Origin of the sequence: Nocardia altamirensis NBRC 108246, from assembly GCF_001612685.1 — a bacterium.
Classification (GTDB): Bacteria; Actinomycetota; Actinomycetes; order Mycobacteriales; family Mycobacteriaceae; genus Nocardia; species Nocardia altamirensis.
This window is the reverse complement of record NZ_BDAY01000013.1, coordinates 57711-71088: the sequence shown is the minus strand read 5'-3', so window position 1 is coordinate 71088 and position 13378 is coordinate 57711. Positions and strand designations below refer to the sequence as shown.

At 66.8% G+C, this 13378-nt stretch carries 17 protein-coding genes; 9 read left to right on the top strand and 8 right to left on the bottom strand.

The features are described from left to right. Positions 1 to 61 precede the first annotated feature (61 nt). Both abmR and aroQ read left to right on the top strand, forming a co-directional pair. Entirely contained in the window at positions 62 to 673 is a 612-nt protein-coding gene (gene abmR, locus NA11_RS09330; RefSeq protein ID WP_069161402.1) for an ATP-binding transcription factor AbmR, read from the top strand. Between the two features lie 40 nt (positions 674 to 713). Then, positions 714 to 1154, top strand: coding sequence for a type II 3-dehydroquinate dehydratase (gene aroQ / locus NA11_RS09325; protein WP_069161401.1), 441 nt, complete (start codon positions 714 to 716; stop codon positions 1152 to 1154). A 39-nt stretch (positions 1155 to 1193) separates the two neighbouring features. On the opposite strand, the gene NA11_RS09320 is transcribed toward aroQ, so the two are convergent. Next, the gene (locus NA11_RS09320; protein WP_069161400.1) at positions 1194 to 1640 is read right to left on the bottom strand and encodes a nitroreductase/quinone reductase family protein; all 447 of its coding nucleotides are present in this window, start codon (positions 1638 to 1640) and stop codon (positions 1194 to 1196) included. Positions 1641 to 1814: 174 nt separating this feature from the next. Between NA11_RS09320 and NA11_RS09315 the strand changes: the two genes are divergently transcribed. Beyond that, the gene (locus NA11_RS09315; protein ID WP_069161399.1) at positions 1815 to 2939 is read left to right on the top strand and encodes a glycerate kinase; all 1125 of its coding nucleotides are present in this window, start codon (positions 1815 to 1817) and stop codon (positions 2937 to 2939) included. Positions 2940 to 3012: 73 nt separating this feature from the next. Here the strand turns inward: NA11_RS09315 and NA11_RS09310 are convergent, their stop codons facing one another. Then, on the bottom strand, positions 3013 to 3363 hold the full coding sequence (locus NA11_RS09310; protein ID WP_069161398.1) for a winged helix-turn-helix transcriptional regulator: 351 nt from the start codon (positions 3361 to 3363) through the stop codon (positions 3013 to 3015). 167 nt (positions 3364 to 3530) lie between these two features. On the opposite strand from NA11_RS09310, the gene NA11_RS09305 reads away from it, so the two are divergent. Beyond that, complete coding sequence (locus NA11_RS09305; protein ID WP_069161397.1) at positions 3531 to 4412, top strand: NAD(P)-dependent oxidoreductase; 882 nt, start codon at positions 3531 to 3533, stop codon at positions 4410 to 4412. Between the two features lie 99 nt (positions 4413 to 4511). Here the strand turns inward: NA11_RS09305 and NA11_RS09300 are convergent, their stop codons facing one another. The 3 genes from NA11_RS09300 to NA11_RS09290 are packed head-to-tail and all read right to left on the bottom strand — an operon-like array spanning position 4512 to position 6518. Then, a complete protein-coding gene (locus tag NA11_RS09300; protein ID WP_174567674.1) occupies positions 4512 to 4754 on the bottom strand; it encodes a helix-turn-helix transcriptional regulator in 243 nt (80 codons plus the stop codon). Then, a complete protein-coding gene (locus NA11_RS09295; protein ID WP_069161396.1) occupies positions 4744 to 5595 on the bottom strand; it encodes an ABC transporter permease in 852 nt (283 codons plus the stop codon). The genes NA11_RS09300 and NA11_RS09295 overlap by 11 nt, the downstream gene beginning before the upstream one ends. Then, on the bottom strand, positions 5592 to 6518 hold the full coding sequence (locus NA11_RS09290; protein WP_069161395.1) for an ABC transporter ATP-binding protein: 927 nt from the start codon (positions 6516 to 6518) through the stop codon (positions 5592 to 5594). Before NA11_RS09290 ends, NA11_RS09295 begins: the two co-directional genes overlap by 4 nt. 153 nt (positions 6519 to 6671) lie before the next feature. Between NA11_RS09290 and NA11_RS09285 the strand changes: the two genes are divergently transcribed. The 4 genes from NA11_RS09285 (at position 6672) to NA11_RS09270 (ending at position 9711) form a co-directional block, all read left to right on the top strand. After that, positions 6672 to 7472, top strand: coding sequence for an ArsR/SmtB family transcription factor (locus tag NA11_RS09285; RefSeq protein ID WP_069161394.1), 801 nt, complete (start codon positions 6672 to 6674; stop codon positions 7470 to 7472). A 131-nt stretch (positions 7473 to 7603) separates the two neighbouring features. After that, on the top strand, positions 7604 to 7966 hold the full coding sequence (locus NA11_RS09280; protein ID WP_069161393.1) for an MmcQ/YjbR family DNA-binding protein: 363 nt from the start codon (positions 7604 to 7606) through the stop codon (positions 7964 to 7966). A gap of 77 nt (positions 7967 to 8043) precedes the next feature. Continuing rightward, entirely contained in the window at positions 8044 to 8613 is a 570-nt protein-coding gene (locus NA11_RS09275) for a TetR/AcrR family transcriptional regulator (RefSeq protein ID WP_069161392.1), read from the top strand. A gap of 78 nt (positions 8614 to 8691) precedes the next feature. Beyond that, positions 8692 to 9711 carry a medium chain dehydrogenase/reductase family protein gene (locus NA11_RS09270; protein ID WP_069161391.1) on the top strand — a complete coding sequence of 340 codons (1020 nt, stop codon included), beginning with the start codon at positions 8692 to 8694 and terminating at the stop codon, positions 9709 to 9711. 6 nt (positions 9712 to 9717) lie between these two features. Here NA11_RS09270 and NA11_RS09265 read toward each other — a convergent pair whose 3' ends face one another. Continuing rightward, positions 9718 to 10407: a nitroreductase family protein gene (locus NA11_RS09265; RefSeq protein ID WP_069161390.1), complete on the bottom strand. Its 690-nt coding sequence runs from the start codon at positions 10405 to 10407 to the stop codon at positions 9718 to 9720. Positions 10408 to 10496: 89 nt separating this feature from the next. Then, the gene (locus NA11_RS09260; RefSeq protein ID WP_069161389.1) at positions 10497 to 12074 is read right to left on the bottom strand and encodes an alpha/beta hydrolase; all 1578 of its coding nucleotides are present in this window, start codon (positions 12072 to 12074) and stop codon (positions 10497 to 10499) included. Between the two features lie 157 nt (positions 12075 to 12231). On the opposite strand from NA11_RS09260, the gene NA11_RS09255 reads away from it, so the two are divergent. Next, positions 12232 to 12543 (top strand): GNAT family N-acetyltransferase, encoded by a 312-nt coding sequence (locus NA11_RS09255; protein WP_069161388.1) that lies wholly within the window; start codon positions 12232 to 12234, stop codon positions 12541 to 12543. Here the strand turns inward: NA11_RS09255 and NA11_RS09250 are convergent. Next, complete coding sequence (locus NA11_RS09250) at positions 12537 to 13298, bottom strand: lysophospholipid acyltransferase family protein (protein WP_069161387.1); 762 nt, start codon at positions 13296 to 13298, stop codon at positions 12537 to 12539. The genes NA11_RS09255 and NA11_RS09250 overlap by 7 nt on opposite strands. Positions 13299 to 13378: the final 80 nt, after the last annotated feature.

Genomic DNA, 13378 nt, shown 5'->3' with positions numbered 1-13378 from the left:
GATGCGAAGTAATCTTGTAATCAATGTAAGCAACACTTCACGGTAAGTAGGTGAACCCCTCATGAGGCACACACATCGAGGACGGGGTTTCGGTCGATCCGGCGGCTGGCAGCAGGCCGACCTCCCGGATCCCTCGGACGCGGCAGACTGGTTCGCGGGCAGGTTGCCCGACAACTGGTTCACGGGCACGCCGGTCATCGAGATCGATCGCGACGAGATCGTGGTCATCGGCGAGCTGCCGATACCGCAGCCCGAGAAGACCACCGCCGATCCGGACGCGAAGGTCGACGCGGAGACGCCCGCCGAGAGCGTTCCGCAGGCTACCAAGGACGGCGCCATCTCGCGCTTCCGCGAGTCGACCCGCCCGGCCCGGATGCAGATCGCCGACGAGGCGCAGCACCGCTACGGACGCAGCGTCGCGTGGGGCGTCTCGGTGGACGGCGAGCGGATCATGTTCACCCACCTCGCGGTTCCGGTCATGACCAGGCTGCGCCAGCCGGAACGCCAGGTGCTCGACACTCTGGTCGACTCGGGCGTGGCCCGCTCCCGCGCCGACGCGCTGGCCTGGACGGTGAAGCTGGCGGGCAAGCACGCGGAAGCCTGGCTGGAGGAACTACGCGGCGCCATGCGCAAGGTGGACGACCTGCGTTCGGAAGGTCCGCAGGGGCTTTAGGACACAGGTCCCGCGGCTCGGTGCGACTACTGTTGCTGGCATGTCCGCACACGGTCCGATTCTGGTCCTCAACGGCCCGAACCTGAACATGCTCGGCACGCGCCAGCCGGAGGTATACGGGTCGACGACGCTCGACGACGTCGTCGAGCTCTGCAGGCAGACCGCGCACCGCTACGGCCGCGAGATCGTCGCCTTCCAATCCAATTCCGAAGGCGCGCTGATCGACCGCATCCATCGGGCACGCGGTGCCGAGGCGGGCATCGTGATCAATCCCGGCGCGCTAACCCACACGTCGGTGGCGCTGCGGGACGCGCTGGTGATCCCGGAACTCCCCATTGTCGAGGTGCATATCAGCAATGTGCACGCGCGTGAGGAGTTCCGGCATCACTCGTATATCTCGCCGATCGCGACCGCGGTGATCGCCGGGATGGGGATTCAGGGGTATTCGGCCGCGGTCGAATTCTTGGTCCGCACTTCCTGATACGGCAGGCGCGAACGTCCGTGCCACGCCCGAAGCCGCTCAATTGACCTGAAAAACCGGGAATCCCGGTGCGATGGCGGCCAATTCCGCGTCGGTGGCGTCCTTGGTCACGCCCTCGAAGAACTTGCCGACCTCCCAGCCCCACTTCTGCAGGTACAGCCGCAGCAGCGGGACCTTGTCGGCGTCGGCGATCTCGGTGGCGGTGAATTCCTCCGCCTTGCGGCCGAGTCGCAGTTCACCGCCGCCCGCGACGCGCAGATTGCGCACCCACTGAGTGTGGCCGCGCGGGGCGACCAGGAAGCGGGCGCCGTCCTCGCGCACCATCAGGTTGACCATCGTGGTCCGCCACTCGCCGCTCTTGCGCCCACGCACCGCGAGCAGCCGCGAGCCCATGACGCTGATCCCGAGTTTGGGCACCATGTTGGCGATCCGGTTCACGATCGGATCCAGGCCGGCCGGGCCGATGTAGCGGGTGCTGTGGTCCATGACTAACTCCTCTTAGTGAGCACTGCTCTCTGTTGTGATTAGTGTTCCACTTCGGCGACGGCAAAGTCAAGAGCACTGCTCTCTTTTCTTGTTGTTGCTGGTCAGCGGCCTATCACGGGTGCTAAGCGGCGTGGCCGGTGTGCGACCGATCGAGCAGCGGCCGAGAATGTGGGGATGACGCGCGATGCCGTTCGCCGGGTAGTGCTGGCCACCGACAAGTTCAAGGGGTCACTGACGGCGCCGGAGGTGACGGCGGCCCTCGCCGCGGGCATTGCCCGGGTCGCGCCGGAGACCGCGATCAGGCAGGTGCCGGTGGCCGACGGTGGTGACGGGACGGTCGACGCGTTCGTCGCCGCAGGCTGGCGCAGAGTCACGGTGACCGCGCCGGGTCCGACCGGAACACCCGGCGAGACGTCCTACGCGGTGCACGGCACGACGGCGGTGATCGAACTGGCTGCAGTTGTCGGACTGGAGAAGCTGCCGGAAGGACACCGAGACCCCCTCGGCGCGAGCACCTTCGGACTCGGCGTCGTGATCGCCGATGCTCTCGATCGCGGCGTCACCGACATCGTGGTCGGACTCGGCGGCAGCGCGTCCACCGACGGCGGGGCAGGGATGGCGCAAGCGCTCGGCGCGCGCATTCTGAATGCCGAGGGTCACACATTGGCCACGGGCGGAGCGGCTTTGGCCGACGCGGCACGGTTGGACCGCTCGCAGCTGCACCCCCGAATCGCGGACACCACGTTCACCCTGGCCTGCGATGTCGACAACCCGCTACTCGGGCCCACCGGTGCCGTCGCGGTCTACGCACCGCAAAAGGGCGCAAGCCCAACCGATCTCGGCATTCTCGAAGCGGCACTGGCGAACTGGGCGCGGCTCGCAGGTCCGGACTTCGCCAACAGGCCCGGCGCGGGCGCCGCAGGCGGCACCGGCTTCGGCGCGCTCGCGATACTCGGCGCGCGCGTGCGCAGCGGCATCGCGGTGATCCTGGAGCTGCTCGACTTCCCCACGCTGCTGGCGGACGCCGATCTCGTTGTCACCGGCGAGGGTTCCCTGGATCGGCAAAGCTTGCACGGCAAGGCTCCGATCGGTGTCTGCGATGCCGCACGCAAGGCGGACGTCCCGGTCGTCGCCGCGGTCGGGCGCACGCTTCTCAGTGCCGACGAGATCGAGGCAGCAGGCTTCACCGCCTGCTACGCCCTCAGCGACCTCGAACCGGACCCGGCCCGCTCGATCGCGCACGCGGGACCGTTGCTCGAGGATCTCGGCGCCCGAATAGCCGCGCGCCACCTGCGATGAAAAGTACTGTGCACAACCACTTCCCGCAGCGCGACCGGCCAACTGTCGTGCAGGCCACCGGGACTGGCAGGCGCTAGCCCACCGACGCGAGGGTCTTTCCGAGGAGTTCGTCGCGATGCTTGTCGCCCCAATCCTCCAGCGGCTTCAGGGCGACGGCGAGTTCCTCGCCGAGCGGGGTGAGGGAGTATTCGACGCGGGGCGGGATCTCCGGGTAGATCTCGCGGTGCACGACCCCGCTGGCCTCGAGCTGGCGCAGGTTCTCCGAAAGCACCTTCTCGCTGACCCCGGTCAGCAGGCGGCGGATCTCACCGAAGCGTTGCGGGCTGGCGCTCAGCGCCCACATCAGGTGCAGCTTCCACTTGCCGCCGACGACATCGATCGCCATGGACATGCCGCACACGTCGTGATCTGCGTCACTGCTCATGCCTACCCAAACCCTTCTGACGATATTTCGAACCTCGAGGTAAGCAACCACACCTGAACGTGCGGTCTTCCCGACTCTACCTGCGAGAACGACTATGGATTCCGGCGCCGAGACGATCCGAACCGGATCGAAACCCACTCACCGATCCAGAACCGAAGGGGCACACAATGTCCGAACAGACCACCCGCCGTTCCGTCTCCGTCGTCGGCCTCGGCCCGATGGGTCAGTCGATGGTCAAGGCCTTCCTGGCGGCAGGCGTCGAGGTGACCGTGTGGAACCGCAGCACCGACAAGGTCGACGCGATGGTCGAACTCGGCGCCGAGCGGGCGGCCACCGTCGCCGACGCACTGGCCGCCAACGACGTCACGGTGCTCAGCCTCACCCACTACGCCGCCATGTACGACGTGCTCGGCCCCGCGGTCGATCACCTCGACGGCAAGGTGATCGCCAACCTGTCCTCGGATTCTCCGGAGAAGGCACGCAAGGGCGGCGAATGGGTCCGCGCGCACGGTGCGGAATTCCTTTCCGGCGGCGTCATGTCGGCCGGTGACAACATCACCCATCCCGCGTCGTACATCTTCTACAGCGGGCCGCGCGAGGTCTTCGACGCACACGCCGAGCTGCTGCGTCCGCTGAGCCCGCAGGAGTACCTCGGCGCCGACGACGGCCTGGCACAGATCTACTACCAGGCCCTGCTCACGATCTTCCACCCGTGGCTGCTCGCCTTCGACCAGGCCACCGCGATGATCGAGAAGTCGGGCCACGACATCGATCGGTTCCTTCCGTTCGCCGTCCGCTCCAGCGCCGCATACCCCTACTTCATGGCGGAGTTCTCCGCCGCCAACAAGGCGGGCGGCTGGGCGACGGTGGCGAGCCTGAAGATGATGGACGCCGGCGCGCAGCACATCATCGACGCCAGCGAGGAGGTCGGCGTCGACGCCACCTTCTCGCACACCGCACAGACGTTCTGGCGCAAGGCCGTTGCCGCGAGCGAGGAGAAGGGCGAGGCGGTCTCCACCTACGCGCTCATGCGCGGCGACAAGTCGTAGCCGAGAGCGTTCTCAGGACAGATGGCCGCCGCGAATCACCGCGGCGGCCATCACCGCTATTGGTGCGCTGCCAGCGCTGGGTCCGGATTACCTTGCGGGTCAGGCTGGTTCGGCGTGGGAGCCGAGGCGGGGGAAGGGGTTGGTCGAGAAGATGACCTCCACTGTCACCTCGAAATATGCGGCGATCCGCAGTGCCAGGTGCAGGCTCGGGCTGTATTCGCCGCGTTCCAGGTAGCCGATCGTCTGGTAGTGCACCCCGAGGGCCTCGGCCAACTCGCGCCGCGAGATGCCGCGCTCGGCGCGCAGCATCGCGATGCGGTTGTAGATGACCTCAGTAGGCACGCTGCATCGCTTTCTCGCGGCGTTCTGCCACGCTCGACCCGGACTCGCGACGTGCCATCCTACGCAGTACCACCGGTGCGACGAGCAACCCGAAGACCGCCCAGAAGCCGAGCACCCCCAGGGTTTCCATCGTCCGCCAGGAATGCTCGAGCTCGACCGCCACCGCCGCGTCCGGCAACAGCGCCGAGCGCATGCCGAGCCCGAGCCAGTACACCGGGAACACCTGGGCCGCACCTTGCAGCCAGCCCGGCATCGAGGTGATCGGATAGAAGATGCCCGACACCGCGATCAAGCCCATGATCGGGAAGGTCATGAGGGCGAAGTTACGCGGATTGGAGAACAACGATCCGAAGACCGCGCCGAGCGGCAAGGTGGCAAGCAGTCCGAGCACCAGCACCCACAGCAACGTCAGCCACGACCCGACGCTGTCGAGGTCCAAGCCGTCGACCAGGAACCCGCCGGGGATCAGGATGATGGCGCCAGGAACGATCACCTGCCCGGCCACCAGGACGATCTTGCCGATCAGGTAGCCGACCATGCCGTTCGGGGTTGCCTTGGCCCGCAACAGTGTTCCGTCTTCGCGATCCAGGCTGAGCTGCTGACCCATGCCGATCATCCCGTTGACCGCGACCAGCATGCCGAGCACGCTCGGCAGCGCCAGCGAGCCGAGCAACAAGCCGCTCGACTGGAATGTCGCGTTCCGCAGGAAGAACAGCACAACCAGCATGGCAACGGGCCAGAACAGCAACCCGAACAGGTCTTGCCCGTTGGTGAGCGTTTGGCGCAGCTCGATCGTGCCGCGCGTCCAGCCCTGCCGAACCGCGATGGCGATCGGGTTCATCGCCCTACCTCCTCGAGCGTGTGTACCTCGGACTCGATCTGACCGGATTCGAACCGGCGCACCAGGGTCATGTAGGTGTCCTCCAGCGAGGCGCGGCGCACCTCCAGGTCGCCGATCGCGTCGCCGTGCTGCTTGAACAGTTCGTGGACGAACTTCGTCGATTCGGTCGTCGCGTGCACGAAGCGTTGTCCGTCGTTGGTCCAGCTCACCTCGGCCTCACCCGCGATCCGGCGGGACAATTCGTCGGCCGACCCGTCGGCGATGATCCGGCCACCCGCCAGGATCAGGATCCGGTCGGCGAGTTTCTCGGCCTCGTCCAGGTCGTGGGTGGTGAGCAAGATGGTGGTCTGCTGATCGGCCAGCCGGTGCACGAGATCGTGGAACTCGCGCCGCGCCTTCGGATCGAAGCCTGCGGTCGGCTCGTCGAGGAAGAGCACCTCGGGGCGGCCGACGATGCCGATCGCCACGTCCATCCTGCGGCGCTGCCCGCCGGACAGATCCCTGAGCTTGCTGTTCGCCTTCTCGGTCAGTCCGACCGCCGCGATGAGTTCGTCGGTGTCCCAAGGCCGTTGGATTCGATCGGTGCTGTAGGACGCGTAGAAGGCGCCCAGGTATTCGAGCAGTTCCCGCACCCGCCACTTGCCGTGGTCGCGCCACGATTGCAGCACGACCCCGATGCGTGCGCGCCAGGCCTCGTCGCCATGCGCCGGGTCGACGCCGAGCACCTCGACCCGCCCCGCCGAGCGCATGCGGAAGCCCTCCAGGATCTCGATGGTGGTGGTCTTGCCCGCCCCGTTCGGGCCGAGCAGCACCAGAACTTCGCCGTGATGCGCTTGGAAGGTCACGTCGTGCAAGACGTCGGTGGTCCCGTATCGCATCCGCAGTTTGTCGACGTCGAGCGCGACGCCGGTGCCCACGGTCATTCTCATCCTCCCGTTGTGAGAATTCGATCACCCGTAGCATATCTACTACATACTGCCGTCACAATGCCCTTTTCCGCCGCCCTTGACATGCACCCGTTCGGCTGCCTATTCTCGGACATGCAGCCGATAGGCTGCATAAATCAGGAAGGTGGCATGGACGAGGTCTTCAAGGCACTGGCCGATCCCAACCGTCGGCGGCTGCTCGACAGCCTCAACGCCCGCAACGGGCAGACCTTGCGCGAGCTGTGCGCCGGACTGGAGATGGCACGCCAGTCGGTCAGCAAGCATCTCGCCGTGCTCGAGGCGGCCAACCTGATCACCACCCGCCGCAGCGGCCGCGAAAAGCTGCACTACCTCAATGCCGAGCCCATCAACGCCATCACCGAGCGCTGGATCACCCGCTACGACAGGGCCCGCGTGCATGCGCTGGCCGATCTCAAGAAAGCACTGGAGGGAAACCCGATGAGTGACAACACCTTCGTCTACACGACCTACATCAAGACCACGCCGGAAAAGCTGTGGCAGGCACTCACCGACCCGGCCTTCACCGACCGCTACTGGGGCGCCTCCTTCGACACCGACTGGCAGCCCGGCGCCGAAATGGTCTGGCATCAGCGGGATTGGACCAGCAAGGACGCCGAACAGGTTGTCCTGGAAGCGAATCCGTACACCAGGCTCGCCTACACCTGGCATACCTTCGATCAGGCGTTTGCCGAGACCTTCGAGATGGACAAGGACGATGTCGCTCGCTGGGCGAGCGAACCACGCTCCAAGGTGAGCTTCGAGCTGGAGCAGACGGGCGAGGTCGTCAAGCTGACCGTCGTGCACGACGGCTTCGGGCCGGGCAGCACACTGCTGACCAGCATCACCGAAGGCTGGCCGAGCATCCTCGCGAACCTCAAGACCCTGCTGGAGACCGGCGAGACACTGCCGGAGCCTGCCGCACAGGGCTGAACGCGGTCTGCAATGCCCGAGAACCCGGCAGCATGCGGCGAGGTGTGCTGCCGGATCGGTCTCGTCGTCGGCCGGGTGCCGACTCTGTCACGATTACGGGAGCGTTGACGGACAAGACCGTAGGGACCGAGATGGCAGTGGACAGTGACGAGCTCTTCCGGATCGTCGGCACGCTCGCCGACGCCCAATCCATACCGGGCGGGAAATACACCACGTTCAAGGTCAACGGCAGGCCGTTCGGCTACTACTGGCCACGCACCCAGACCGTCGGCCTGAAGCAAACCCTCTCCGAACAGCAGGCGCTGGTCGCCGAGCGGCCCGACGTCTTCGAGATCCAGTTCACCGCGGGCGGTTTCGGCTGGGTCGTGGTCCAGCTCGCCGGCATCGAGGCCGACGAACTAGCGGAACTCGTCTTCGAGGCATGGCGGTTGACCGCCCCCGAACAACTGGTCGCCGACGCACCCGACTGGGCCGAGTCGCCACCGGCCCGGTAGCCCGAAAACCGGCCTTGACCTGCGCTCTAAGCGATAGGTGTTGACGCTTTCGAAAGAGTGAGTGTACAGTCACTCACATGAGCAAACGAGGTGCCACCCTTTCCACATCGGACGTCCGGCGCGACGCCGTGGTGGACGCGGCCATCACCGAGTTCGCCAAGAGCGGATACCACGGCACGCCGATCAACAACGTGGCCGCGCGGGCGGAAATCTCCCCCGCGTACGTCTTCAAGTTGTTCCCCGGCAAAGTGGCACTGTTCGTCGCCGCGCTCGATCGGTGCACCGAATTGGTCGAGCGAGCGATGTCGGCAGGCGCGGCGCGCGCCACAGGCGGCAGTCCCGAGCAGATCCTGTACGAAATGGGCGGCGCCTATGCGGAACTCATCGCCGACAAGAAACTGCTGATGCTGCAGGTGCATGCGCGGTCGGTCTGCGATATCCCCGAGATCGCCGAGGCGGTCCGGCGTGGGATGGGGCGGGTGACCACGTTCGCCAAGGAACGCTCGGGAGCCGCGGACGAGCACGTCCAGCGCTTCATCGCGTACGGCGAGCTCTGCCACATGATCACCACCCTCGACCTCGACAACCACGACGGCCCGTGGGCCGCCATCCTGACCGAGGGCATTCGTCACCCGAACGCCCACTAGTTCGAACACCGCCCCGTCCGCGGGGCACTCTTTTTACCGCAGTAGTGATTGACCAGTCACACACCAGGAGAGAACATCATGAACACCGCACTCGAAATCGTCCTGCCCGGCCGCGTCGAGCCGAACGGCCTGCAGGTCACCCGGCGCGACCTGCCCGCACCGGGACCCCGCCAGGCACTCGTCCGCGTCGAAGCATCCGGCGTCTCCTTCGCCGAGCAGCAGATGCGCCGCGGCAAGTACTACGACCAGCCCGCCTTCCCGTTCGTGCCAGGCTACGACCTCGTCGGCACCGTCATCGAGGTCGGCGCCGAGGTCGATCCGGCGCTGATCGGCAGGCGGGTCGCCGCGCTGACCAAGACCGGCGGCTGGAGCAGCCTGGTCGTCCTAGACGCCGCCGAATTGGTGCGCGTCCCCGGCGAACTCGATCCGGCGGAAGCGGAAACCTTTGTGGTGAACGGGATCACCGCGTGGCAGATGCTGTACCGCACCGCGTCGGTGCGGCCGGGTCAGACCATCCTGGTGCACGGCGCCAACGGCGGCGTCGGCTCGACGCTGGTCCAATTGGCCCGCGCGGCAGGCGTACACGTCATCGGCACCGCCTCGGCCCGCAACGCGGCGGCGGTGCAGGCGCTCGGCGCGACCTGGATCGACTACCGCGGCGACGTGGCGGAGCAGGTCCGTGCGCTCGCGCCGAACGGCGTCGACGCCGTCTTCGACCATGTCGGCGGACCCGGCATCGTCGACTCGTTCCGGCTGCTCGCGCCCGGTGGCACCCTGGTGTCCTACGGCACCGCATCGACCAAGAACGACGAGGGCAATTCGCGGCTGCCGGTGCTGCGCCTGTTCGCCAGGCTGCTGTGGTGGAATGCGCTGCCCAACAAGCGAAGCGCGCATTTCTTCAACATCTGGGCAGGCAAGCGCAACGCCACGCGGTTCCACAATCGGATCATCGAGGACCTCGGCGCGGTCTTCGACCTCGCCGCAGCAGGCACGCTGCGCGCCCAGGTGGCGGCACGCATTCCGCTCACCGAGGCCGCGCGCGCCATGGAGCTCGCCGAATCCGGAACCGTCACAGGCAAGGTCGTCCTCGTCCCGTGAGGCCCGTCAGATGCGTACGAGAATCTGGTCCATGGTTTTGCGGACCAGATTCGGCACCACCGCATCGTCGGCGGGATAGCCGATCGGGATTACCGCGAAAGCCTTTTCGTTACGGGGACGGTTGAGCACCTTCGAGAGGAAGCCCATCGGGCTCGGGGTGTGGGTGAGGGCCGCGAGACCTGCCATGTGCAGCGAGGTGAGCAGCATGCCGACGGCGATGCCCACCGATTCGTCGCCGTAGTAGTGCTTGTAGGTGGTGCCGTCCGCGCGAAGTCCGAAGCGCTGCTGGAAGACAACGAGCAGGTACGGGGCGTCGGTCAGATGCGGTTTGTGCTCGTCGGTGCCGAGCGGGCGCAACGCGGACAGCCACTCCTCGCCGAGGCGCCCGCGGTACGAGATCCGCTCCTCCTCCTCGGCCGCCTCCCGAATCTTGGCCCGCACCGCGGGATCCTCGACCAGAACAAACGTCCACGGCTGCTGATGCGCTCCCGACGGGGCGGTATTCGCCACCGCGACCGCATCGAGCACCAACTGCACCGGCACCGGTTCGGACGAGAACATCCGCACCGTCCGGCGCTCGTCCATCCGCGCGCGAAACGCGGCGGACGCGGCCAGCGCGTCGGCAACGGGAATCCGGTTCGGGTGGTAGGGAATTGGCTGATACGGCTGCCCGTGCAGTGGAGTCCACGTCATCATGGTCTGCAGTGTGATCCCCGCAATTCGCCCATGGTGCACTCCGGCCGAGTAACTGTCTGGGCGACCAGACCTTCGCGCACGACCGGCCGTCAGCGGGTGGGTAGAGATGCCTCGGGGGCCTCGGTGATGGTGACCTCGCCGGTGCGCAGGTAGGTCATGACCGCGTCGTCGACCGCGCGGTTGTTGCGGCCGAAGTTGCCGTGGTCACCGCCTGCGACCGTGACCAGCGCACCGTTGAGAGCCTTGGCCATGGCCGGTCCGCCTTCGTATTTGGTGAGGGCGTCGTTTCTGCTCTGCAGGATCAGCGGGCGGGTGCGCAGGCCCGCGTTGCTGATCGGGACCGGTTTGGTGACGGGTTTCCAAGCGCCGCACGCCATTCCGGAACGGACCAGGTCGGCACGGGCATCCATGGCGTTGCCGCCGGAGGCGATGGTGGCGATCGCGGAGCCGATCACGTCGAGCCTGCCGGGAATCGCGTTCTCGTTGCAGGTGATCGCGGCGAACACGGAGCGGCCGGTGGTGCCGGTCGAGGTCGCGCCCTCGATGGTGCGCAGGCGCTGCACGTTCGCCGGGTCGGCGGCGGCCTCGGACATCGCACGGGCGAAGGCGGGCCAGTAGGTCCTGGTGTAGGTGGCGACCTGGGTGGCGCCGAGCAGCGGACCCTGCGCGGAGGCGCCGCCGGAGACCAAGGCACGCAACAGGTTCTGCAGCTTGCCGGTCTGCTCGATGCCGCCGCTGTAGCCGTCGCGGGCGATCTCGGCGAGCGGCTCGGGCAAGCTGCCGGGCAGGTCGGCGAGGCTGGCCGGCGGCGGGGTCAGGTTGGCGTACCAGCCGCCGCCCTGGTCGACCGCCATGCGTACCCAGTTCTGATAGACCTGCAAAGCCGTGTCACCAAGGCGGTATTCGGCACGATGATCGGCGATCCAGGCGAACAGGTCGTCGAGCCGCTGCTTGCCTGCCACCTGCTGCTGAGCGAACTCCTCGGTCCACACCCAGTCGGGATTGACGTTGGAGTCCAGCACCATTCGGTCCACCCGGTCGGGGAACAGCGAGGCGTACACCGCACCGAGGTAGGTGCCGTAGGAGGTGCCGAGATAGCTGATCCGATCCAGCCCGAGCGCGGCGCGCACCTCGTCCATGTCGCGGGCGGTGTTCTCGGTGGTGATGGTGTCGAGGTAGCCGGGGTGCGAAGCGTCGCAAGCCTTCTTGACAACGTCGCGGTTGCCGTTGCCGAGCGAAACCGGGGCGCCGTCGGGGCCGATGCAGTCGAGTGGCGTGGCGAAGCGCAGGCCGCGCGGCTGCACCGCGATCCGGTCGTAGTCGGTGGCGAGCGCCGCAGGCAGCACGTCGGTGCGCTGACCCCAGAAGTCCAGCCCCTCGGCGCCGGGCCCACCCGGATTGGCGAACAGCGCGCCGCGGCGTTGCCCGCTCGCGGCGATCCGGCTGACGGTCAGCTCGATCCGCGCACCGTCCGGTTCGGCGTAGTTCATCGGCACCTCGACGACCGCGCACTGCACACCGTGCCCTGGCGCCACCGCATCCGCCGGGCAGTCGCCGAAGGAAACCCCTGGCGCCGCACCGGCAAAGCTGGGCAGCATCGAGCCGCCGAGCGCGCACGCGGCAGCCAGCGCCACCGCGGCGCGGGAGAACAGCCGAACCTTCATCATGTTTCGTACCTCCCCGGGCCGCCACCGCGCGTAACCGCGCGACCCCGATCATGAGCATTCTGCGCAGGAGGGGACGGCCAGACAAGTCGAGCGTCCGATTCCGCAGGTACCTGACGCAGAATGCGCAGATGGCGGCCCACGGGGGTAGCGTCGAGCCATGTCGACCGAGGTCCGTCTCAACACCGCACTGGAACGCTTCGAGATCCATGTCGACGGTGCGATCGCCGGCTACGTCGAATATCAGGACACACAGTCGGAACGGGCGTTCGTCCACACCGAGATCTCCCCCGAGTACGAGGGCCACGGCTATGGCCGCGAGTTAGTAGAAGCGGCGTTGAACAGCACCGCGCGGGACAAACTCGGCGCGCTGCCGATGTGTCCGATGGTGCACCACTTCATCGAGACCAGACCCGAATACCTGGTGATGGTGCCGCATTGGGCCCGCGACGGGCTGAACCTGCCTCAGTAGGCGGCGACCGCCCCGTCGAGTGCCTGCTGCAGATCGGTGCGCACGAGCCGCGCGATATCGCCGGGCTTGGTTGGCAGCTCGGCGATCGGCACACCGAAGTAGAAGCTGGCCCCCATCGCCTCTTCCTTCGTCGGCTGCACCGTCGGGTCGGTGCGCGGGCCATAGCTCATGGCCATGGACACCAGCACCGGCTCGGCGCCGAGTTTCATGGCGCGAAACGCAATATGCCCGATGCCGCTGCCGACCGCCTGCACCTGGGTCGGGTCGACCTCATTGCAGGTGCCCTCAGGGAAAACCGCGACACCGTCACCCGCGGCCATCCGCTGCGCGCAGATATCCATCATTCGCTGCCCTGCCGCATTGACCGCGCGAATGCCGTGGTCCTTACCGCGAAACACCGGAATTCCGCCCATCATGTCGATCTTGCGGCGCTGTTCGTCCTCGACGAACAACTCGTCTTTGGCAAGCACTCGCGTTCGCCCGATCACCGGTCGCAGCCCGCTGCGCCACGCCGCCGCCGCGACCGTGTACGGATCGTTCTCGGAAAGATGATTGATCGAGATCAACAGCGGTCGTCCCTGCTTGATCGCCGCGCGCAAACCCGCGCGCGCACCCTCGGCATAGGAGACGCGGGGGTGGTAACGACGCCCCAGAATGGCGTAGGCACCCCAGGCCTTCAGCCGATTCTGGCGATGCGTCAGATAGAAGTCGTACACGGTGTCGCTGTTCTCGAGGCGCACCTCGGGCGGTTCCATGACACGGACTCTACGATGCCCGGAATCGCCGGTTACGGGGCCCTGACACAAAATCCGATGACCCGAACTCGTCCGCAGAA

What these genes read in the sequence shown, in the direction of transcription:
- NA11_RS09250 (WP_069161387.1), bottom strand. Translation starts at nt 13,298, where the DNA reads ATGGAACCGCCCGAGGTGCGCCTCGAGAACAGCGACACCGTGTACGAC.
- NA11_RS09280 (WP_069161393.1), top strand. Translation starts at nt 7,604, where the DNA reads ATGGCAGTGGACAGTGACGAGCTCTTCCGGATCGTCGGCACGCTCGCC.
- NA11_RS09315 (WP_069161399.1), top strand. Translation starts at nt 1,815, where the DNA reads ATGACGCGCGATGCCGTTCGCCGGGTAGTGCTGGCCACCGACAAGTTC.
- NA11_RS09305 (WP_069161397.1), top strand. Translation starts at nt 3,531, where the DNA reads ATGTCCGAACAGACCACCCGCCGTTCCGTCTCCGTCGTCGGCCTCGGC.
- NA11_RS09270 (WP_069161391.1), top strand. Translation starts at nt 8,692, where the DNA reads ATGAACACCGCACTCGAAATCGTCCTGCCCGGCCGCGTCGAGCCGAAC.
- NA11_RS09255 (WP_069161388.1), top strand. Translation starts at nt 12,232, where the DNA reads ATGTCGACCGAGGTCCGTCTCAACACCGCACTGGAACGCTTCGAGATC.
- NA11_RS09265 (WP_069161390.1), bottom strand. Translation starts at nt 10,407, where the DNA reads ATGATGACGTGGACTCCACTGCACGGGCAGCCGTATCAGCCAATTCCC.
- abmR (WP_069161402.1), top strand. Translation starts at nt 62, where the DNA reads ATGAGGCACACACATCGAGGACGGGGTTTCGGTCGATCCGGCGGCTGG.
- NA11_RS09320 (WP_069161400.1), bottom strand. Translation starts at nt 1,640, where the DNA reads ATGGACCACAGCACCCGCTACATCGGCCCGGCCGGCCTGGATCCGATC.
- NA11_RS09310 (WP_069161398.1), bottom strand. Translation starts at nt 3,363, where the DNA reads ATGAGCAGTGACGCAGATCACGACGTGTGCGGCATGTCCATGGCGATC.
- NA11_RS09290 (WP_069161395.1), bottom strand. Translation starts at nt 6,518, where the DNA reads ATGACCGTGGGCACCGGCGTCGCGCTCGACGTCGACAAACTGCGGATG.
- NA11_RS09285 (WP_069161394.1), top strand. Translation starts at nt 6,672, where the DNA reads ATGGACGAGGTCTTCAAGGCACTGGCCGATCCCAACCGTCGGCGGCTG.
- NA11_RS09295 (WP_069161396.1), bottom strand. Translation starts at nt 5,595, where the DNA reads ATGAACCCGATCGCCATCGCGGTTCGGCAGGGCTGGACGCGCGGCACG.
- aroQ (WP_069161401.1), top strand. Translation starts at nt 714, where the DNA reads ATGTCCGCACACGGTCCGATTCTGGTCCTCAACGGCCCGAACCTGAAC.
- NA11_RS09260 (WP_069161389.1), bottom strand. Translation starts at nt 12,074, where the DNA reads ATGATGAAGGTTCGGCTGTTCTCCCGCGCCGCGGTGGCGCTGGCTGCC.
- NA11_RS09275 (WP_069161392.1), top strand. Translation starts at nt 8,044, where the DNA reads ATGAGCAAACGAGGTGCCACCCTTTCCACATCGGACGTCCGGCGCGAC.